Below are 21,357 nucleotides of genomic sequence, written 5' to 3' on the forward strand. Positions count from 1 at the left end.
GTATTTAAGTATTTGCTTAAATAATGAACTTCATTAACTTGCATGCGTTATGGAAGTACAAATAAAGTAACCATGGATAAAAATCAATCATGTATAAGGGTATTGGCTGATGAAGTACAAATTCAGCAATGCAAAGAAAATCTCGAAGAAAACAAAGAATCATTCGGTAAGCTGAGTAGCATCCTGAATTTAGCCGGTAATGAGGTCAGACTGAAAATACTTTACCTTTTAGAACAAGAAGGCCAATTATGCCCCTGTGATCTTTCCGATATTTTGGGAATGAGTATTCCTGCAATATCTCAGCACATCCGAAAAATGAAAGACCGGAATATCATCACAGGAAAACGAAGCGGTCAAACCATTTTTTATGCAATTAATGAAGAACATTTAGAGCTTCTAAAACCCTTGTTTCAGGAAATCACAGTTGGTGACAAAAAAGAAATGATATGACTACGCAGGAAAACTCAAATATTGAATCCAATAATAACAAAAAACTTTTAGGGGCAGGATTAGTATCTGCAATTGCAGCATCAATATGCTGTATCACCCCGGTTTTAGCCCTGGTTTCAGGTGCATCTGGGATTGCTTCCACATTTTCGTGGTTAGATCCTTTGAGACCATATCTAATAGCAGTGACCATACTGGTTTTAGCTTTTGCCTGGTATCAAAAATTGAAACCCAGAACGGAAGAGGAAATAGCTTGTGCTTGTGAGGAGGACGAAAAACCCAATTTTTGGCAAAGCAAGAAGTTTCTGGGAATTGTAACGGTTTTTGTCGTGGTGATGATGGCTTTCCCTTTATATGCCGAGATGTTTTATCCTTCTCAAGATCAAAAACAGAACATAGTGATGGAAAGTGATAATTTAGAAACTGCTACTTTCGAAATTAAAGGGATGACCTGTAATGGCTGTGCTTCTCACGTAGAAAATGATGTTAATAAACTGAACGGTATAGTGGAGGTAGATGCAAGATACGAAGATGCTGATGCTACGGTAAGATATGATCAATCAAAAGTAACTAGTGAGGAGATTAAAGCTGCGATAAACGGCACAGGCTATAAAGTAATCAGTCAGAAATAATTATGAAGAAATACGATTTATTTGTGATTGGCTCGGGCATGGCTGGGATGAATATCGCCAATCGCTGTGCGTCAAAAGGATTGAAAGTAGGCATAACAGATGAACTGCCTTATGGAGGTACTTGCGCTTTGAGGGGTTGCGATCCCAAGAAAATTATGCTGGCAGCTACGGAATTAAGGCATTTCGCAACCAATTTGGAGGATAGAAACATCTCTGATATTCCGGAAATTTCATGGAAAGCTGCCATGAAAAGCAAACAGGAATTTGTGGAAATTATGCCTGCAAAATTAGAAAAAGGCTATGAGAAAAATGGGGTGGAGACCTTTCATTCTTCTGCCCGCTTCATAAAGGAAAATCAACTGAAGGTAGGAGATGAGATTATAGAAGCAGCTAAGATTGTGATTGCCACTGGAGCGAAAGCCCGTCATCTTGATTTTCCCGGTGGAGACTTAACACTCACAAGTACCGACTTTTTAAACTTCGAAAACCTTCCTAAATCTCTCATATTTATAGGTGGTGGCTATATAGCTTTTGAATTTGCCCACATGGCTGCTCGCTATGGCAGTAAAGTGACTATTATTCACCGGGGAGAGAGACCTCTAGAGAATTTTGATCCTTTTATTGTGGAACAAATCACTAAAGCCACGGAAGAATTAGATATAGAGTTAATACTTAACACAGATGTCAGCAAAATCGAAAAATCGGAAGCTGGATATAAAGTCACTGCAAATCCTGATGGTATTGAAAAGAACTGGGAAGCTGAAGTGGTAATTAATTCAGCAGGAAGGCTGCCTGCTATTTTTGACCTTGATTTAGTTAAAGGCAATGTGAAGTTCACTCAAAAAGGAATAGTCGCAAATGAATATCTGCAAAGTACATCAAACCCAAATGTATATGTTGCCGGAGATGCCGCTGCTACTGATGGCAAGCCTCTTACTCCTGTGGCCGTGATGGAGGGTCATATTGTGGCGTCCAACATTTTAAAAGAAAATAGCAAAAAGCCTGATTATCGTGCTATACCAACTGTGGTCTTTACCTCACCAGCAATGGCATCAGTAGGACTATCTGAAGAGGAGGCCAACCAAATGGGATTGAATATCATTGTTAAAAAGAATAGTGTTCCTAATTGGTTTACAGCCAAAAGGCTCAATGAAAAGACCTATGCTTATAAAACACTAATAGAAAAAGACAGCGGTAAAATTTTAGGTGCACATCTTATCGGGCCACATGCAGAAGAAGTTATTAATCTTTTTGCCATGGCCATTAAAGGAGGCCTGACTTCAAAAGACATAAAAACCATGATCCTTACCTATCCCTCAGCAAGTTCAGATATAGTGTACATGGTCTAAATATTAAAATCATAAAAATAGAATTCGAATGGAAGTAATACTAAAATCAACAATAAAATGTCCCAACTGCGGGCACGAAAAAACAGAAGAAATGCCAACAGATGCTTGTCAATTCTTCTATGAGTGTGAAAATTGTAAAACAGTTTTGAAACCACAAGCTGGTGACTGCTGTGTCTATTGTAGTTACGGAACAGTAGCATGTCCACCGATCCAACAAAACAAAAGCTGCTGTTAGTAAAGCTCCAAAAAACGAACGCATCAATAAACATAATACGTTCGTTTTTCCTTATTCCCATTTAAAGCTTTCTCTAAATGAATTATTAGGCAAAGACCATGCGCCTTGCCTAATTTCCCTACATCCCTTTCACTGTCCTAAAAATTAGCCAAAGCCCATGTCTCCCTCAGCCGAAAGCCTTTAATTTCCCTAAAGGGTAAATCAAACGCCCTCGGCTAACCAACCGCACTTACCCGCACAATCCTTCCCTCAAAGCTTTTGCTTTTTTTTCTGTTAAGCAGATAAAGTGGTAAAAAAGCAAAAGGAAGTGGTCTTTTTGGCTCCCAAGCCAAAAAGTTGTTGTTTGATATACCAGCCGCACGGCCAGGCACTATGGTGTGCTGCACTTGGGCTGCGGCAAAGGGCCTCGCCAGCATTGGCTTCAGGCTTTAAATAAGTATTAATTTATAAGGTATTTAAAGCCAAAAGCCAACCCCTTCGGGGCAAGTGCTGTCATGCCCCTTGCAGCTTAGCCCAAGTGCATCACGGCAACCTACCTGGTCTGTTCCTTTAAAATTCCGTAAACTCCATTTAAAAGCAACAGCACCCGGTTGCCCGAGTTAGGCTCGCCTGCGGGCGCCCCCGGGCTGCGGCTTGTCATGGTTTTTAAAAAAAGCTGTTAGAGTTTATGATTAAAACGGTTACAACTTTTTTTAACTAAAAACCACGCCAAGCCTTGCTCGCTCCGTTACTCTCCGCTCATAGCTAGCCCCCGTTTCCTTCGGTCACTCTCGGTCTACCACCCGGGGTCGCACTCGCAGACGGCTCGACACACAGCGGATTGCAAACCATTCCGTAAACTCCATTATTTGCAACCGCTCTTCCTGCGTTCACCTTCCCGCATCTTCCCGCATTAGTGCCTTGATCAAACTGTAGTGCCAATACGATAGGACAGTATTCCACATCCTTTCCCAAATTCCCCACCACCCATTTAAGGTGCGGCTATAGCCGCGTGGAATTAGCCCCAGGAATTTGGATTGAGGCTTTTAATAAGTATCGCAGGTAAATATTTCTTCAAAAATTAAATAAAAGAGGAAAGCAAATTAGGGATGAATTGCTTTTCGGCCGCAAGTCCAAGCCCTTTGGGTTTTTTGAAAAATCTCCTCCGCTCACCAGCGGAAGTATTTTTCAAAAAAGACTTGCCCCCGAAGCAATTCCCCCTGAAAGAAAAGCTTTCTCTTTTCTTTTTTTTGTTTTTTTTTCTTTTCTCTTTTGAAAATATTTCCCTGTAGTGTGTAGGTTATTTGATAGGTATTTTTCCATAGCTTACTTTACCGTAAATTCATTTACTATAGTCTACAAATATGAAAAGAAGCAATATCTTGAAAAGTCGACTCTAGATTTATAGTATTAAAGAATGTTTTAAAATCTATGCCTCTACCGACTAGCACACTTTCCAAAAACAAATTGACAGTTTTATTAAAATCATAAAATTTGCAGGATACTGAAAGTTGGGAAAAGTAACAAGTTGAAATTTTCGGACTTAATTTTTTATATCTTCGTTGACAGCTAACAGACCACGGTACAATGAAAAAAATATGGAAATTCATTAATGGAGTATTTAACAACAATGGATTGTTTTTTACACTCTTGATCGTAATCATCGGATGTGTAATTTTAGTATATTTCAATGATTACTTTATTAATAAATATAAAGTGCAAGAAATTATTCCACTCTATTCATTCGATAAAATCAATAAGACATTAAATTATGCTTTATCGGTGTTGACTGTAATGTTATTATATCTGAATTTCAAATTGCAGCAAGATGAATTTAGAAACATTCGTAATGCTAATGAGGAAATGGTCAAAGCCAATCAGTCTATGGTAAAAACCAATGAGAAGACCAATGAAATCCAAATTGTTTTAAGTGAAAAAGGTAAAATCGATGAATATATAACCGAGGACTTTGATAAAATCTCTACATCATTATTCGAAGCATTTAATGAATATAATTTTTTTCAGGTAACATCTGGCTACGATTTAGTTATGATGGGAAGAATTATAAATGAAATTAATGAAAAAGAGCTGAAGAAATTTTTAGAATCCTGTAAAATAATCGAAAGAAGAATTCAAACTCTTACAAAAATCATAGAAGACGAATTCAATTTAAAAATTATTACAAGTAGTTTTCATAATGATTTTATAAATCTTTTTGAAAGAGTAGAAGACAAAAAATTTGAAGATACAACTTTTAAGTTTCACTTAGCGAGTAATTTTAATGATGTTCATTTCAGGGAGAGTATTAGTAAAAAAATGCTAGATACTCATAAAATACTAATTAATTTAAATCACATTAAGAAGCTAATACATAGTGTATAATACTAAAAAAGCTCAATTTAAGGCATGCGATATTTTGCATTAAATTTTCATGATAGGCCATTCTCTATCTGTAGCCCTAATACTATAGAGAAACATTTTCAGAATTCTCTTGATTTCATTTATGGTAGGCCTAAAGTCAGAAATCTTAACCCCAGTCATTTGAATGAATGGTTTTTAAACATGCAAAATTCAATACACATTCCTTTAAAATATTTTATTTAAGGGGTAGGTATTCACGGAATAAAATTTTATTCCAAGTTGCCCACTTTCCCAAAAAACTTCGAGCCAGCTTCTCTGCAACTCGACAGTGAAAAAATCAATCCAAACATAGTGAAATTTACAGGCATGCGGATGAGAAAGATGACAAGAGTTCGCGTTGCCGGCTACAAAAATAATCTCCAGCATCCTTCCCGACTTCCAAACCCTTCATGCTCGTATTTTTTGTTGTGCCGCTCTTGCATCTATCTCACCGTTCCTGTGTGGAAGCGCACTATGTTTAAATTAATTTTTAGAGTGCGCATCGCCAGCCGGTGGTTGGTGGCGTACGTTCGTCTTCGTCCAGCGTTTAGTTTAACGCGGTTTCGTGTTCAGTCTGAAGGTTATTATTTCCTTCGGTTTTTGTGGTTTGAGATTAATTTCTCGCCATTGCCGTTTTAGTTTTATTTCCTGGTAGGTTTTGCCTGCCAGGTTTTTATTTTTTTGATAATTTCCCTGCGGTTTGGACATAAAAAAACCGTAGCTATGAACTACGGCCTTTCTTCCTGATTTTCTTGACCACCCATTTCATGGCCAAGGACATACAAAAACTGACTAATGCTCCGACAGCTGCTAAAATGCAAGTCTTGACAATATCCGCTGTTTGCAGATTGACCAGCACGGTGAGCAATGTTCCCCCAGCTGTGCCTGCCTTACCGTGGACTTGCATCTCCCTTGTTTTTGACCTCAGGCAGTGGAGGAATTTTGACCTCATTATCCACTGTCACCTGACTTACTGCAGTCAGGACACTGGCTCCAACCGTCAGATATCCTGCAACTGTAATCAAGCCAGCTGGCAATGTGATAGGCGCTCCTAAAATAGCACCCCCTGCAGCAGCCAATACCAAACCGATTGTCCGCAATTTTCTAAACAACTTTGGAGTGGGCTTTTTTACCCTTTCTAAAATATTGATAGCTGATTTCTCTTTAATTGTGATGTAAATATGATTCTGCTTCTCTTGAGCCTCTTCAAAGATTTCCAAAAGCTTTTCTAAAGCATCCCGAGAGTTGATTCCTTTTCCGATGCCTGTTAGCTCCGAGACTGGTGCAATACAGCCTTCCAATTCTGTCCTAGCATCATTCGCAGGATGGATTAAAATCCAACTCCTTCCCGGAACACTTTTCAATATCAGGTGAAATCCTCTTTCATGGGTAATCCTCTTTTCCAAAAGGTATCTCCCTTCAGGAATGCAGCTGAAAAAAGGTTGATTGTCCTTCCACGGAAGTTCAATAGTATGGCAGATTTTTTCACTGCCATACCTCAAGCTCCCATTGGTTCCGCCTGACCTATAATTTCGAATAAGTTCAAAACTCATTTCCAAATTCTATAAAGGTCCAGGAATAGTATTGTCAATCTCTACCAATGCAAGAGCATTGTACGCACCGTTTTTAAGCGGGTACATAGTTCCATTTACTTCCTGCAGGAATTCCACCCCAAAAAGTAAAAAGATTGGAAAATCTCCTGTTGTAGGAACCGTAGCGGTCAAGTTGATAGCTGATTCCGATTGAGGACCAATTGCAATATCACTGCTTTCATCAGTGTCCAAGTCGAAAGCTTCCCCTTCAAAGTCCACTTTACTTGCCGCTACAATCAAACGCATATGGGTAGCCCCTCCGGGAGCAGCAAAAGTATTCTGAGGAATAAACCCTGGAATGTTAACTGTTGCCTCACCACTTGCTCGATCAATGGCAGCCGAAAAAGGCGCATACATAGTTGCATTAAGCTTTCCGTTTTGATTAAACTCAAAACCTTTCAGCAACAAAACATCCCCTTCAGTGACCTTTCTTTCCCCTCTATTGTTAGAGGTATCGCTTTTCACGACCTTCACCATTTCTCGGGTCATTCGACTGGTCATCCGACTATCTGCAGCTTTCAAAAGCAATGGTCGAACAGAGGTTCTCAAAAGCCTTCCAGCCTTACCCGCTCTTCCAAATTCAGAACCATTTTCTCTGGTTCTCTGAAAGGCTGGATCATTTTTAATGGTTTCTTTTGAAACTCCTTCGGATTTCCTTGCCAAGTAGCCGTCCTTAGATTTGTAAAAGGACACTCCGCCCATTCTACCTGTAAAATTGATAATTCCATTTTGTCTTGCCATAATTGAAAAATTTATTTGATGAACCACCAAAGTATTTCTCAAATTAGCGTTTGTCAAAAACTGGCTTCCGTTAAAGGTCGTGTTGTCTTAATTGGCAAGTATTGTCGTTTTAGCTTCCAAGAAATTGGCTATATTAGTGTATAGCATCCTTATGGATAAAGTATAGATAAAGTATAAGCTTATGATATTGAAAAGAACCGTTATCTATCCAAAGGACATTCAGCGCATTACAGGAAAAAGCGAACGCACCGGAAGAAGATTATTAGAGAAGATTCGAGAAAGAAGAGGAAAAGAAAAACACCAAATGATCACCGTTTCGGAGTTCGCAGATTACACTGGAATCGATGCTGAAACAGTCCAGGAATACCTCACAGATTAAGCCGAATTATTAGGTTCTAATCCAGAAATTTCCCGCCTTTTCTTCATAAAATTTGCCCTTTTTTGCGTATATTTAACATATCAAAGAAAGGGTCTTTGATAACTGTTGCTTAATGAATCACTGATATAAAATCGACCATTTGAGACTAAAATAGTTGTGAACAATTAGGTGAACAGCAAATATTGAAAAAACTTAACTAACTGAATTATAGAGGTTAATATCATAGGGTCGCAATCCTGCCACCCCGACTAAGCCAGTAGGTATATTTCTACTGGCTTTTTTTATGCTTGTGTACTCCCAATCCCAAAATACAAGAAGATGTATCCTGCATTAAGCGATAATTCTGAAAATTTAGGATTGAGGTCTTTGCGACACCCACCATCTCACCGATGTCTTTACCAACACTCTCCTTTTCCCGTGATCTCTAAAACGCTGAGAATAAAAATCGCACCAGCAATGCTGTAATTACACTAAGCAGCAAGCCTTTAGTGTATAAAGAATAAAACACCTTTATGATCACATTGGTGATTTGTTATCTGGTCCAACACTCTAAAATCAACCCTCTCCAACTTTTAAACAAAGTAAAAACGACTTTTAAACAAACTTACTTCTTTTGTTTCTTCTGACCTTTGTTTCATATTAATTGAAGCTACTGACGTGTATCTCTCAGTAGGTTTTGAGAATCTATCTCATTTTTCATCTACATTTAAAAAAGCATTTGGAGTCAGTCCACGAAACATTAATTAAAAGATCAACAGATTTTAAAAAATACAACAATGGAAATTTTAAAAATTGCCCAGGAATGGGCCAGATCGGAGGTTTTCTCCACACGATTCTTCATCATTTTCGCCATTCTATTTTTAGCAGGAAGCGCAGGTTTTTGGCAGCTCGGAAAAACCGAATTGGCCAAGGCGTATATCATCCCCTTACTGGTAGCAGGTGTTTTGTTAATGACCATTGGACTTGGATTATTTTTTACCAACAAAGCCAGAATCACTCAATTTGAAAAGGCATATAATCAAGATACCACTACCTTTGCAGTATCCGAAGTGGAGCGTGCGGAAAGTACCTTAAAAGAATATATCACTGTTTTCAAGGTGGTTCCCATGATTATTATTGTAGCCGCTTTGATCATTATATTTGTCAATGCCCCTACATGGCGAGCTATTGGCGTTACCACTATTGCCATGATGATGGTAATTTTATTGGTTGATGGCCTCGCGCATGCCAGAATTGAAGCTTACCATAAGCAATTAATTATTTTGGTGAAGCAAAACGGTAATTAAGTAACCTGAGTCTGTACATTGAAATATAAAGTTCTTGACTATTCATAATCTCAGTCAATTCTAAGAACTCTCATAATAGCCCGTAACTATGAGGCTTTATGCTAAAAACATTATTAGGGTATCCAGTAGTTTTTGTTTTGTATTTTCCTTCCATCATAGAATAATTCCATTCACAGCTTATTAAATGAAGTTGATTTACAAAAATCCCAAAAAATAGACCTTTTGAAAACAAGAAAGGCACCCTGATGGGGTGCCTTTACTATAAGTAATACTATTAATTTAAAATTTCAAGACCTTAAATTCTGTCCGTCTATTTAATTGATGTTCTTCTTCGCTACAATTAACACCATTCCCACAGTCATTGATCAATTGTGTTTCACCATATCCTTTTCCACTAATCCTATCTTCATCAATTCCTTGAGATACAATGTATGCTGCCGAGGCTTTAGCTCTTTTATCTGATAACCTCAAATTGAAGGCGTCACTTCCTCTGGCATCAGTATGTGAACCTAATTCTATGACCATTTTAGGGTTTGCCTTCATCACTTCCACTATTTTATCTAATTCTTTCGCTGCATCTTTTCTTATTTCAGATTTACCCAAATCAAAATAAATTGGCTGAATATCAATTAATTTGCCAATATCCGCTCCTACTTCTATTTTGTCTAGAGCCAAATCCAAATTTTCAGACAAATCAAGGATTCCCGGTTTGTCCAGTTCCCGGTTGAAGGTCAATGTTTTAGATAAGAAACCCTCTTTTTCAATTTTAATCTGAAAGCTTACCCTATCATTAAGTTTTTTATCATTTAAACTCAAATAAAATTCTCCTGCTTTGCTTGTTATTGTATCAAGGACAACTTTTCCAGTAAAATTATCAATAAAGTGTACGCTAACGGAGTCTAATGGCCTATCCTGGTCACTTTCGACAATTACTCCTTTCAAGCCAAAATCGTATACCTTTAACAATTCAAATTTAACAACCCATTTATTACTATCGTTTTTTTGCGATATAAGCTCCTTGCTTTTAGATATATATCCTTTTCTTGAAACTTCAAGTAGATAAGTTTTATTTGGCTTAATCGAAAACTGGTATTGTCCAGCATCATTAGTGCTTACGCTAGATTTACTATTAGTGTCACCTGATAAAGTTACAGTTGAATTAGATAATGGAAAATGCTCCTCAGAATCAATAACTGAACCCACTAGCTTATAATCGGCAATTAAGCTTACGCTAGAATTAAATTTATAAATATCATCTTGATTTTTGCTTCCTTCTCTATTGCTAGATAAAAAACCTGCCGTACCAGTTTCATCAACAATTAAGCTAAAGTCATCCAAAGAACTATTTATGGGTACTCCTAAATTTACTGGAACCGATGCTTCACTATCTTGTAATTTTAAGCCAAAAATATCCAAGCCTCCTAATCCACCATGGCCATTACTTGCAAAATATAGATATTGGTCTTGCCAAACAAAGGGAAACATTTCATTAGCTGCGGTATTGATAGATTCACCTAAATTAATAGGCTGGCCCCAAGATCCAGTCGAATCAATTTTACTCTTGTAAATATCTGTACCGCCATAACCTCCAGGCATATCTGAAACAAAGTAAAGCGTTTTACCATCACCACTAATTGCCGGATGTCCTATGGAATATTCAGTACTATTTAGATTAATAGGTTGAGGTTCACTCCATTTGTCATCCAAATATCTACTGTGAAACAGTTGGAGCTTTGTAATTCCATCAGTGCTTTTCTTAAGTTTTTTCTTGTAATAATTATTTCGAGTCAATAGAAGCTCAGTATCATTATTATAAATCACCACTGGGCCTTCATGATATTTGGTGTTGATATGTTTAAAGAAACGACTTACAGAACCATTCGCTGAATTATATTCAAACAAATCCAAATAGTCCGATTCATCCCAATTGAAGTCACCATTAATCAACCGACTTTTTTTCCTTGATGAAACGAATAGAAGCAAACTGTCTCTATAAAAAGCTGGAGCAAAATCCATATTCGAGGCATTAAAGTCTGCTTTTTTGATATTCACTTGACCTACCTTATCGTAAAACCCTGATTGATTTTCTAAAGCCTTTAACTGAGCGGATGCAACTTCATCCCCTTCCTTCAATTCATCATACCACCGGTAGTAAATCTTAGCGTCTGCATATCGCTCTACAGCACTTAAGGCTTGAGCATAATGTAAAAAATATAGGGCTGAATCAGACTCTTGGCTTGTTAAAACTTTAGCATACCACTCCACAGCCTGTTCTGGATCATTTAACTTTCTATAACTCTCTGCAATTTTGAGACTGACGTAATTTTGTACGCTATCTTTATTAATATTTTCAAAAGCCACTTTGTATTTCTCTAAAGCTTTTGAATAAGAGAAATTGTCAAAGTACCTTTCGGCCTGATCCAAATTCGATTCCCATATAGCACTTAAATCTTGTGCGACAGACACAGTACTTATAAATGAAATTACTATAAAAATGTAAGTACTAATTTTTTTCATCTGATACTTATTTATAAATCTAAATTATCAATAATATAACTTGATACAATCTTGGATCATTAAGCTAAAAATACCTTGGGGTTACGACCTTATTCTTAGAAAAATCGAATCGATAATTTAACATTAACTCATGTGACCCCACATTTACTCTACTTAGATCTGTGGTGGTATAAAAATCATAGGCATATCCAATCTGGATCTTGTTGGAGACTTGCAATTGCAAAATGGCATCAATAGAATCAAAGGATCGCCAGGATACTCCCAACCATACCACTTCCTGAAATAAAACAGAGGCATTCACATCAAACTCTACAGGTGCACCTTCAACGTATTTAACTAAAAGATGCGGTTTTAATTTCAGAAAATGGTTTATATCCATCACATATCCTACAGATGCGAAATAATGACGAAGAAGTTTTGAATCAGAATCTTCATTATTTTTATCGAAAGTAGTTTCAAGCACTTGAGGTGTAGATATTCCAGCAAAAAACCGATCGGTATAATAGTATAACCCTAGCCCCACATTGGGTTGAAATTCCTTGATGTCTCCGCTTTGAAAACTGGGATCAACACTCGAAACCTCGCTAAATGCAGCATCGAAATAAGTAAACCCTCCTGATATACCCATGGATAAGGTACTGTTATCGTTAAAGTTAATCTTATAGGAATAACTTCCATAGGCGCCTGTTTGAGAAGTTACACCCACCTCATCATTTAAAAACAACAAACCTACTCCTATTCTTTTGCTTTTAATGGGAGCATGAGCACTAAAAGTTTGGGTGCTCGGAGCTCCATCAATTCCTATCCATTGTTCTCTTGCTAAAGCTGTAAGACTCAAGGTCTCGTGACTACCAGCATAAGCTGGATTGATAGCTAGACCATTAAACATATACTGGGTATACATTACTTGCTGCTGCGCATAAGCAAAACTAATATTCAGCATCAAAAACAATATCAGTTTGCTTACTCTTTTTGTAAAGCTTCTATTTTTCATTTTCAGAATCATTATCTCTTAATAGTTATGTACCCTGATAATGGCTTGCTACCATTACCTAAATCAATAAGGTAAAAATAAGTGCCATCAGGGACTGTATTTCCAGAAACAACTAGTCTGGCTTCCACTTCTCCTGCCCAACCATTATCGGTGTTATTATAAGCAGTAGTGCCAAATACTTCATTTCCCCATCTGTTAAATACTTTTACCGTATTGTTAGGATAATTCTCAATCCCTTTAATCTGCCAAACGTCATTTACCCCGTCTCCGTCAGGCGAGAACCCTTTAGTCACTTCAAATTCACCTGTAACTTCAATAGTTATCAGTTCACTCAAGTTATTTTCAAGATTTGGGTCGGCTTCATTACCTTCTATTTCAGCTTCATTCTGGATAATTCCAGTATTGTCTATTTGAGTTGTGATCAATAGGGTATCCGCCTGCCCATCAAGCATTTCACCAATCAGCCATATCCCACTTGCCTCGTTATAATTCCCGGTAGTTGATTCGGAGGCCAAGAAAATTAGATCCATAGAAAGCATATCAAATACTTCAACACCGGTGGCGTCTCCATCGCCATTATTTTTAGCAATTAGCATGTAAACCACATTTTCCCCTCTCAAGTACGGCCCTTCACTCACAGTCTTTTGGATTTCAAGATCAATAGAACTTTCTCTGTCATCTGTTGGATCCAAATAGTCTGGCACACCGTCTCCATCTGTGTCGTCATTTGTTGGGTCGCCATCTCCATCAGCATCCTCTTCTAAGGTTGGAATGCCATCACCATCATCATCTTCATCTAAGTAGTCTGGAATACCATCCCCATCAGTATCATCATTCGTTGGATCTCCATCACCGTCTATATCTTCATCTTCATTTGAAACCCCGTCTCCATCTGCATCCTGATCACATACATCACCTAAACCATCTCCATCAACATCTGACTGATCCGGGTTTGCGGTATCAGGACAGTTATCATTCTCATCGGTAATACCATCTCCATCAGTATCGTTGTCGATATCACATCCATCCTCTGCATCAAGATAGTTAGCGATTCCGTCCTCATCACAATCGTCATTGGTCGGATCTCCGTCTCCATCAGTGTCCTCTTCTAGCGTTGGAATACCATCGCCATCATCATCTTCATCTAAATAATCTGGGATACCGTCCCCATCTGTATCATCATTCGTTGGATCACCGTCTCCGTCACCGCCTATATCTTCATCTTCATTTGAAACTCCGTCTCCATCTGCATCCTGATCACATACATCACCTAAACCATCTCCATCAACATCTAACTGATCCGGGTTTGCTGTATTAGGACAGTTATCATTCTCATCGGTAATACCATCTCCATCAGTATCGTTGTTGGTATCGCATCCATCCTCTGCATCAAGATAGTTAGCGATTCCGTCCTCATCACAATCGTCATTGGTCGGATCTCCGTCTCCATCAGTGTCCTCTTCTAGCGTTGGAATACCATCTCCATCATCGTCCTCATCCAAATAATCTGGTATACCATCCCCATCTGTATCATCATTTGTTGGGTCTCCGTCACCGTCAATATCTTCAAATACGTCAGGCACTCCGTCACCATCGGAATCAATAAGGGTGTTATTTACAATCAATTCGTTACTTGTAGAATCTGTTATAGTAATTGTACCGTCTGTTGTGCTGACCACTACATCATAAGTTCCATTTGTTAATGGTGCAGCTAATCCGCTTAAATCTAGTGTCCAGTTGCCTGAGCCATCAGTTGTCAATTCTGAATCCACACCCAATACATAGGTTACCCCATCCACTGTTACTTCTAGCTCAGTAGCATTTACTTCGTCCCAGGTTCCCGTAATTACTGGGAGACCATCGGTGCTCGTTAAAGTATTGACCGTTGGCGTAGCAAGGGACGAACTATCTACTGTTAATTCATTCGTACTTGTATCTGAAGCACTATTGCCTGCTACATCTGATGTACTCACTACTACATCATAACTACCATCACTTAATGGTGATGCTAATCCGCTTAAATCTAGTGTCCAGTTACCTGAACCATCAGTGGTCAGTTCTGCATCTGTGCCTAATACATAGGTCACTCCATCTACCGTTACTTCTAACTCAGTAGCATTTGCTTCGTCCCAGGTTCCGGTAATTACTGGTAGACCATCGGTGCTCGTTAAAGTATTGACCGTTGGCGTAGCAAGGGACGAACTATCTACTGTTAATTCATTCGTACTTGCATCTGAAGCACCATTGCCCGCAGCATCGGATGTATTCACTGCCACATCATAACTGCCATCGCTTAATGGTGTAGCTAATCCGCTTAAATCTAGTGTCCAGTTGCCTGAGCCATCAGTCGTCAATTCTGAATCTACACCCAACACATAGGTTACCCCATTCACAGTTACTTCTAACTCAGTGGCATTTGCTTCATCCCAGGTTCCGGTAATTACTGGTAGACCATCCGTACTTGTTGTTGGATCTACTGTCGGAGTCGCTGGTGGTGTACTGTCTACGATTAACTGATTGCTGGTCGCATCTGATGAACTATTGCCTGCCGCATCTGATGTATTCACAACTACATCATAGCTGCCATCACCTAATGGTGTCGCTAATCCGCTTAAATCTAGTGTCCAGTTGCCCGAGCCATCAGTAGTCAATTCTGAATCTACACCCAACACATAGGTCACTCCATTCACAGTTACTTCTAACTCAGTTGCATTTGCTTCATCCCAGGTTCCGGTAATTATTGGTAGGCCATCCGTACTTGTTGTTGGATCAACTGTCGGAGTCGCTGGTGGCGTATTATCAAAGGTAGTTGTCGCTTGTGTGGCTGCTGTATTGTTATTGCCTGCTGCATCTTGTGCTACATTAGCTGCTACATCTACCGTGATATCGCCTGCTCCACTTGGCGTAATGTCTACTGTGTAAGTATTGCCATCAACAGCTACAAAGTTTGAAGCCGAGCCATTTCCTACTGTAATGTCTCCTACTACAAAGCCTGATACATCTTCACTGAACTCGATTGTAACATTATAAGCTGCTGTGCTGTTTACAATTGTTGGTTCTCCCTGTATGTCTACTGTTGGTGCAGTAGCATCAAAGCTAGTTACTGCTTGAGTGGCTGCTGTATTGTTATTGCCTGCTGCATCTTGTGCTACATTGGCCGTTACATCTACCGTGATATCACCTGCTCCACTTGGAGTAATGTCTACTGTGTAAGTATTGCCGTCAACAGCTACAAAGTTTGAAGCTGAGCCATTCCCTACTGTAATGTCTCCTACTACAAAGCCTGTTACATCTTCACTGAACTCGATTGTAACATTATAAGCTGCTGTGCTATTTACAATTGTTGGTTCTCCCTGTATGTCTACTGTCGGTGCGCTAGCATCAAAGGTAGTTACCGCTTGTGTCGCTGCTGTATTGTTATTGCCTGCTGCATCTTGTGCCACATTGGCCGCTACATCTACCGTGATATTGCCTGCTCCACTTGGAGTAATGTCTACAGTATAAGTATTGCCGTCAACAGCTACAAAGTTTGAAGCTGACCCATTTCCTACTGTTATATCACCCACCACAAATCCTGTTACATCTTCACTGAACTCGATCGTTACATTGTAGGCTGCTGTGCTATTTACTATTGTTGGCTCTCCCTGAATATCTACTGTTGGTGCAGTAGCATCAAAGGTAGTTGTCGCTTGAGTGGCTGCTGTATTGTTATTGCCTGCTGCATCTTGTGCTACATTAGCTGCTACATCAAGGGTGATATCGCCTGCTCCACTTGGAGTGATGTCTACGGTATAAGTATTAGCATCTACACTCACAAAATTTGAAGCTGAGCCATTCCCTACTGTAATGTCTCCTACTACAAAGCTTGTTACATCTTCACTGAACTCGACTGTTACAGTGTAGGCTGCTGTGCTATTTACACTTGCTGGTTCACCCTGAATGTCTACATCAGGAGGCGTTGTATCAGCTGCTGTAACAGTAATTGTAATAGCACTGCTGCCACTTACACAAGTCGTTGAGCTATTACTAACTGATAATGTAGCATTATATGTAGCTTCAGCGGCTGCTGCTGGAACAGTGATTGTGATTGGGCTAGCAGTTAATGCTGCATTAACAACATCTACGAAGCCTTGACCTTCAGCTGTGGCATCAAAATCAATACTATACTGATCAGGAGCAACTGTAGTAGCAGAATATGTTAAATCCGCAGTTGTTGTTCCTTGTGTAACACTTGGGTTAGCACCGAGCGAAATTGTTGGGTTTGCAGGATCAGTGAGTGTAAATGGTCCGTTTAATACATTCGACCCACATCCGTTTCTAATTACACTTATATTGGTATATGAACCTTCATCAAGATTTGGGATTACTAAATTTCCTAATCCATCACTGACAATTGAAAATGGACCAACACCAACACCGTCATCTGTGTAGCTAACAATATATATAATTGAATTAGCAAGATTTCTAATAGTAATAGAGCCTTCATTTCCCCCGCAAGTTGTTGGATTACTACTCGCATCAAAAATGATTGCTGGTGTTTCATTAACTGTAATCGAAATACTGTAGTTTGTACTTACACAGCCCGTACCACTGTTTTTTACAGTTAATATTCCGTTATAAGTCGCTGCTGATGCACTCCCAGGTACTGTTAAACTAATAGGGCTTGCTGGAATTGCGGCATCAAATACATCAGTAAAACCAGCTGCTTCTGCTGATGCATCATAATCAATACTATATTGATCAGGAGAGTTTGTTGTTGCACTATATGCTAAATTCGCTGATGTTGCACCAGAACAGATTGTTGGAGAACTCCCTAAGGTAATTGATGGCGCAGATGAATTTGTTAAAGTTATTGGACCTGAGATTGTATTAGAAGTACAAGAAGAAGCATCTGCCACTCTAATATTTGTATATTCACCTTGATCAAGAGAAACAATCTCTAATACCCCTGAGGCATCAGAATTCAAACTTTGCGAAACAGCTGCCCCGTCTAAAAGATAGTCTACTGTATAAGTTGTAGAAGCAGCTAAGCCTGTAAGTTGAATAATCCCATCGGGGCTTGCGCAATTAGTGGGTTGTACATGAGTACCCTCGGCAATTGTTGCACTTCCGGGATCTGTAAGGGATATAGGTCCGCTGATTATATTGGATTGACAACCAGATTCAGTAACTCTAATATCTGCGTATGACCCAGCGCTAAGATTATTAATCAATAAATTACCGCTCCCATCAGAACTAATTGTTCTTGTACCAACCGCAACACCATTTTCATCATAATCAACAGAATATGAAATAGAAGGTGTCAAGCCTGTTAATTGAATTGAGCCATCTGTCCCACCGCAACTACTTGGGTCTAAAATTGTACCCGATGCTATTTCAGGACTATTAATAACAATATTTATAGCAGTTGCAGTACCAATACATCCAGTCGTGCTGTTTTTAATAAATAAATTAGCATTATATATATCATTGGATGCTGCAGCAGGAACCACCACATCAATAGGACTCAAAGGAAATGTAGCGTCCACAACATCCACAAAACCTTGTGCTTCAGCAGCAGCATCAAAATCAATACTATACAAGTCAGGTGAATTAGTTGTAGCACTGTACGGAATTGATGCAGAGGTTTCTCCCTGACATAAATCTGTTATTGTTCCCACAGTAATAGTAGGCAATGGATTTACTGTAATGGGGGTTGTGCCAAATGTATTTTCACAAGTTATTCCAATCCTTAAAGCTTTAACGGATATTGAGGTCATGCTTGGTGTAAGCGAACCAGTATTGAGTGTTGTTGGAAAACCTGTACCAAGAAACGAGGATCCTGTATTATTCCCATCCTGATCCACTAGCTGATAAACCACCAAGTTTTCAGTATTGGTTAGGTCAAATGAAATAAATTCAGTTTCACAATCTTCAGTTGACCCTGAAGCAGATACAGTTTGCACAATTGGTGGCTGACATGCAATTATCTGCCCAGCTGACTCATTACTTTCACATAATGCACCATTCTTCGCAGTAACTGTTACTTCGCCACCCGCATACAGCACATCATATCCAGCTGAAGTTTCATCAAGTCCAGAAATTGTCCACACTCCACCAGAAACTGTAGCAGAAAATCCATCAATAGCTGTCCCATCTATATATAGCTGAATTACATTTCCGTTAGTACCGGTACCCGAAACACTTCCATCACCTGCTGTAATCGGACTGGTAGTAATTGTTAAAGAACCGTCTACAGTTTGGGATAAGATTTCAACTTCGTTCGATAAACTACTTTCTAAATCTCCTGTATCTTGAGCAGATGCTGCTATAAAAGTCCCGGTAGTAAGACTCAAACCTGTAACTGTCCAGCTACCATTGGCAGAAACCGTGGTGGTGCCTTCTACTGTAGAAGAGCTTGTTACCGGTGAAGTTGTATTAGAATAAAGCGTTATTGTACTTCCTGCTGGAGCCGATGATATTCCACTGATATTACCTATAGTAGCATTGGTACAATAGGTTCCTTTTATAATGGGGGACGTTGTTTGGGTTTGAACGGTAACAGGGGCCGATTCCGTGGGGCAATTACCTGGCTCCGCAGAAACCACACTTATAGCTTGTCCAACTTGTAAACCTGAAATACCTGTTATTGTAAAAGACCCTCCTGCAGCGGTTGCAGAAAAAGCAGATTTAACATCATCTATATATAGCGTTACTGTTGCGCCTGTTGTAGCAGTACCAGCTATTGAATTTGAAGTGGTTACTACTGGGGACGTGCTTATTGTTGGAACCGTTGAAGCTGCAGTAGTTCCAATACAAATAAATGGAGAAGGGTCTGAAGCACATTTCCCTGGCTCTTGAACCGTATAGTAATATATTCCATTTAAAGGCGTTCCACAATTGCCTCCTTGATTACAATTCGCAGTATTGAAGTTGCCATTACAACTATAAGCGTAGTTCCCCGCACCGTCCGCAGTTGCAAAGCCTACTGAACCTGCACCTACTTTATAAAATTCAACAGTTGCTCCAACAGGAAGGCCTCCTACCACAATTCTTCTGTCTGTATCAGAGCAGATAACATTTGCTGCTGTGGGTGCTTCTGTACAAATAGCACCAACATTAATTATACTGCAATTTGCAATAGAAGTGGATTCATTAGTAGCTTTTGCAGTTGCCGTAATTTCATCATTATCAACAAAAGCTGGCAAACCAGAAATACTCCATGCCCCTGCACTTACACTTGAAGTACCTGCAGAAATTCCATTTACAAAAACTTCAATAACTGTTCCATCCGCCTCGGTTGAAGTTCCCGATACTGATGTAGCTCCTACTGCTACTGGACCTGTTATGCTGGGACAGTCAGATCTTGGTTCAATTGTACCTCCCCCCGAAATATCATCACCCGAAGTTGGCGGGAAAATATCTATCAAATCTCCCCATAAGTCATCTGTAATCCCTGATGCATCATCTATTCCACCCAAATCGGAAATCCCATTATTACCTAGTGCAGGATTTGGATTTATAACAGTATTTCCTACCATTCGTACTTTTGTTGTACTGTTATACGGTAAGTCTACATAAGGAATGTAAAAATCATAAAAATAATCAGGATCTCCACATATTTCAGTTAGGGCGATAGATTTTTGAGCAAAATCATCATATGGTCTATCACCTGTAGCTGAGCCTATTTCTGTACCTGATGTAGTTCCGTCTACATCATATATTCCTACTCCAAAATTAGTCCTAAGTATAATTTCTATCTCAAATCCCGGATTCCCTTGTACTGCATTAGGATCCGCATTTGGACCCGTAAAGCCAAATTTCTCGTCTGTATCTACTAAAATACTGTAGCCTTTTGAGTTTGGAGCCGTTCCACCTAATCTAAACCTAAAAAACAGATTTGTGCCATTGCTATAAGTATAGATTGTTTCATTACCAGGTGATCTTACCAGGTCAGTGAATCCACAATCAGGACCAGGGCCCAAATCACTATCTGGTTCAGGATTAACAATAGGAAGCGGCACGTAAGGGATCTCGCTTTCATCTTGATCGTTAGAAGAAAACCCAAAATTAGTTGCTGAGCTGTAACCATCACCATTAGGATCCAATACAACTTGTCCTGCGCCAGCAGGTTTGTAAATTAAGCCTGGGGTTTGAGCTTGAACACTATTAAAATTAAGATAGGTAACCAGGCAAACCAATGTAAAAAATAGATATTTCTTTGTCATAATTTCTGTAAAACTCAACTATTTATAGCTTCTATTACTATACAAAATAATTAACAAAAATACGGATTAATGTCCACAACGTACTGAAATGTACCTATTTAGCGCACTTTACACTTAAGCCGCACAATTACCAGAAAAAAGATTTTATGACATTCAAATTTGGTCTTGCAAATGATAGTCTTCATCGTAAATATCCTTTAGGTAATCTTTATTGATGATTTACGAAGAAGCTCAGATTAATTAGAATCAGTTTTGAATTTGTACTGTAGCCATGTAAGGAAAACTTGAAACATCAAACTTTTAAAAAGTTGTTTGTTCATTAAATCTTACAAACACTAATTAAATCCCTTAGTGTAACCTACACTACATGTCATTTTTTTATATATTACTACTTATTCAACATATCTCAGTAGTTGTACTTTAAGCAGTTTGCATCATTTAAATAATTAAAATAACGTCACTTGATAACGTTCGAACCAACATTTATTAGTATCTTCTGAATGATAACATCATTTGACATTTTGTAATGGGGGAACTTTATAAAAAACTAATAAACCTAGGCTTATCACCTGGGCTTGGCCGACTAGAAGTTAATCGTA

The 21,357-nt window shown here is 38.9% G+C and carries 15 protein-coding genes; 8 read left to right on the forward strand and 7 right to left on the reverse strand.

What is annotated here, in order from left to right:
• Positions 1-72 precede the first annotated feature (72 nt).
• The 4 genes from FTRAC_RS06155 to FTRAC_RS19985 are packed head-to-tail and all read left to right on the forward strand — an operon-like array spanning position 73 to position 2,663.
• Positions 73-450 (forward strand): ArsR/SmtB family transcription factor, encoded by a 378-nt coding sequence (locus tag FTRAC_RS06155; RefSeq protein WP_041650451.1) that lies wholly within the window; start codon positions 73-75, stop codon positions 448-450.
• Complete coding sequence (merTP, locus tag FTRAC_RS06160; protein WP_013453366.1) at positions 447-1,079, forward strand: mercuric transport protein MerTP; 633 nt, start codon at positions 447-449, stop codon at positions 1,077-1,079. Before FTRAC_RS06155 ends, merTP begins: the two co-directional genes overlap by 4 nt.
• Before the next feature lie 2 nt (positions 1,080-1,081).
• Positions 1,082-2,428 (forward strand): dihydrolipoyl dehydrogenase family protein, encoded by a 1,347-nt coding sequence (locus FTRAC_RS06165; RefSeq protein WP_013453367.1) that lies wholly within the window; start codon positions 1,082-1,084, stop codon positions 2,426-2,428.
• Positions 2,429-2,456: 28 nt separating this feature from the next.
• The gene (locus FTRAC_RS19985; RefSeq protein WP_013453368.1) at positions 2,457-2,663 is read left to right on the forward strand and encodes a GDCCVxC domain-containing (seleno)protein; all 207 of its coding nucleotides are present in this window, start codon (positions 2,457-2,459) and stop codon (positions 2,661-2,663) included.
• A 215-nt stretch (positions 2,664-2,878) separates the two neighbouring features.
• Here the strand turns inward: FTRAC_RS19985 and FTRAC_RS06170 are convergent, their stop codons facing one another.
• Both FTRAC_RS06170 and FTRAC_RS06175 read right to left on the reverse strand, forming a co-directional pair.
• Positions 2,879-3,079, reverse strand: a complete 201-nt coding sequence (locus tag FTRAC_RS06170; protein WP_013453369.1) for a hypothetical protein — start codon at positions 3,077-3,079, stop codon at positions 2,879-2,881.
• A 328-nt stretch (positions 3,080-3,407) separates the two neighbouring features.
• A complete protein-coding gene (locus tag FTRAC_RS06175; RefSeq protein ID WP_185094440.1) occupies positions 3,408-3,626 on the reverse strand; it encodes a hypothetical protein in 219 nt (72 codons plus the stop codon).
• 603 nt (positions 3,627-4,229) lie between these two features.
• Between FTRAC_RS06175 and FTRAC_RS06180 the strand changes: the two genes are divergently transcribed.
• Positions 4,230-5,024 carry a hypothetical protein gene (locus FTRAC_RS06180; RefSeq protein ID WP_013453371.1) on the forward strand — a complete coding sequence of 265 codons (795 nt, stop codon included), beginning with the start codon at positions 4,230-4,232 and terminating at the stop codon, positions 5,022-5,024.
• Positions 5,025-5,932: 908 nt separating this feature from the next.
• Here FTRAC_RS06180 and FTRAC_RS20145 read toward each other — a convergent pair.
• Both FTRAC_RS20145 and FTRAC_RS06195 read right to left on the reverse strand, forming a co-directional pair.
• Positions 5,933-6,595 (reverse strand): DUF5675 family protein, encoded by a 663-nt coding sequence (locus FTRAC_RS20145; RefSeq protein WP_013453373.1) that lies wholly within the window; start codon positions 6,593-6,595, stop codon positions 5,933-5,935.
• A 9-nt stretch (positions 6,596-6,604) separates the two neighbouring features.
• Positions 6,605-7,375 (reverse strand): hypothetical protein, encoded by a 771-nt coding sequence (locus FTRAC_RS06195; protein ID WP_013453374.1) that lies wholly within the window; start codon positions 7,373-7,375, stop codon positions 6,605-6,607.
• Positions 7,376-7,556: 181 nt separating this feature from the next.
• On the opposite strand from FTRAC_RS06195, the gene FTRAC_RS06200 reads away from it, so the two are divergent.
• The 3 genes from FTRAC_RS06200 to FTRAC_RS06205 all read left to right on the forward strand — a co-directional run bounded on the left by FTRAC_RS06200 (position 7,557) and on the right by FTRAC_RS06205 (position 9,040).
• Positions 7,557-7,754 carry a hypothetical protein gene (locus FTRAC_RS06200; protein ID WP_013453375.1) on the forward strand — a complete coding sequence of 66 codons (198 nt, stop codon included), beginning with the start codon at positions 7,557-7,559 and terminating at the stop codon, positions 7,752-7,754.
• A 657-nt stretch (positions 7,755-8,411) separates the two neighbouring features.
• The gene (locus tag FTRAC_RS19685; protein WP_245546023.1) at positions 8,412-8,501 is read left to right on the forward strand and encodes an AraC family transcriptional regulator; all 90 of its coding nucleotides are present in this window, start codon (positions 8,412-8,414) and stop codon (positions 8,499-8,501) included.
• A gap of 29 nt (positions 8,502-8,530) precedes the next feature.
• On the forward strand, positions 8,531-9,040 hold the full coding sequence (locus FTRAC_RS06205) for a hypothetical protein (protein ID WP_013453376.1): 510 nt from the start codon (positions 8,531-8,533) through the stop codon (positions 9,038-9,040).
• Between the two features lie 279 nt (positions 9,041-9,319).
• Here FTRAC_RS06205 and FTRAC_RS06210 read toward each other — a convergent pair whose 3' ends face one another.
• The 3 genes from FTRAC_RS06210 to FTRAC_RS06220 form a co-directional block, all read right to left on the reverse strand.
• Entirely contained in the window at positions 9,320-11,557 is a 2,238-nt protein-coding gene (locus FTRAC_RS06210) for an OmpA family protein (protein ID WP_013453377.1), read from the reverse strand.
• A 64-nt stretch (positions 11,558-11,621) separates the two neighbouring features.
• Positions 11,622-12,551 carry a PorP/SprF family type IX secretion system membrane protein gene (locus FTRAC_RS06215; protein WP_013453378.1) on the reverse strand — a complete coding sequence of 310 codons (930 nt, stop codon included), beginning with the start codon at positions 12,549-12,551 and terminating at the stop codon, positions 11,622-11,624.
• Positions 12,552-12,562: 11 nt separating this feature from the next.
• On the reverse strand, positions 12,563-20,758 hold the full coding sequence (locus FTRAC_RS06220; protein ID WP_041649577.1) for an Ig-like domain-containing protein: 8,196 nt from the start codon (positions 20,756-20,758) through the stop codon (positions 12,563-12,565).
• Positions 20,759-21,357: the final 599 nt, after the last annotated feature.

The sequence above is a fragment of the Marivirga tractuosa DSM 4126 genome, from assembly GCF_000183425.1.
Classification (GTDB): domain Bacteria; phylum Bacteroidota; class Bacteroidia; order Cytophagales; family Cyclobacteriaceae; genus Marivirga; species Marivirga tractuosa.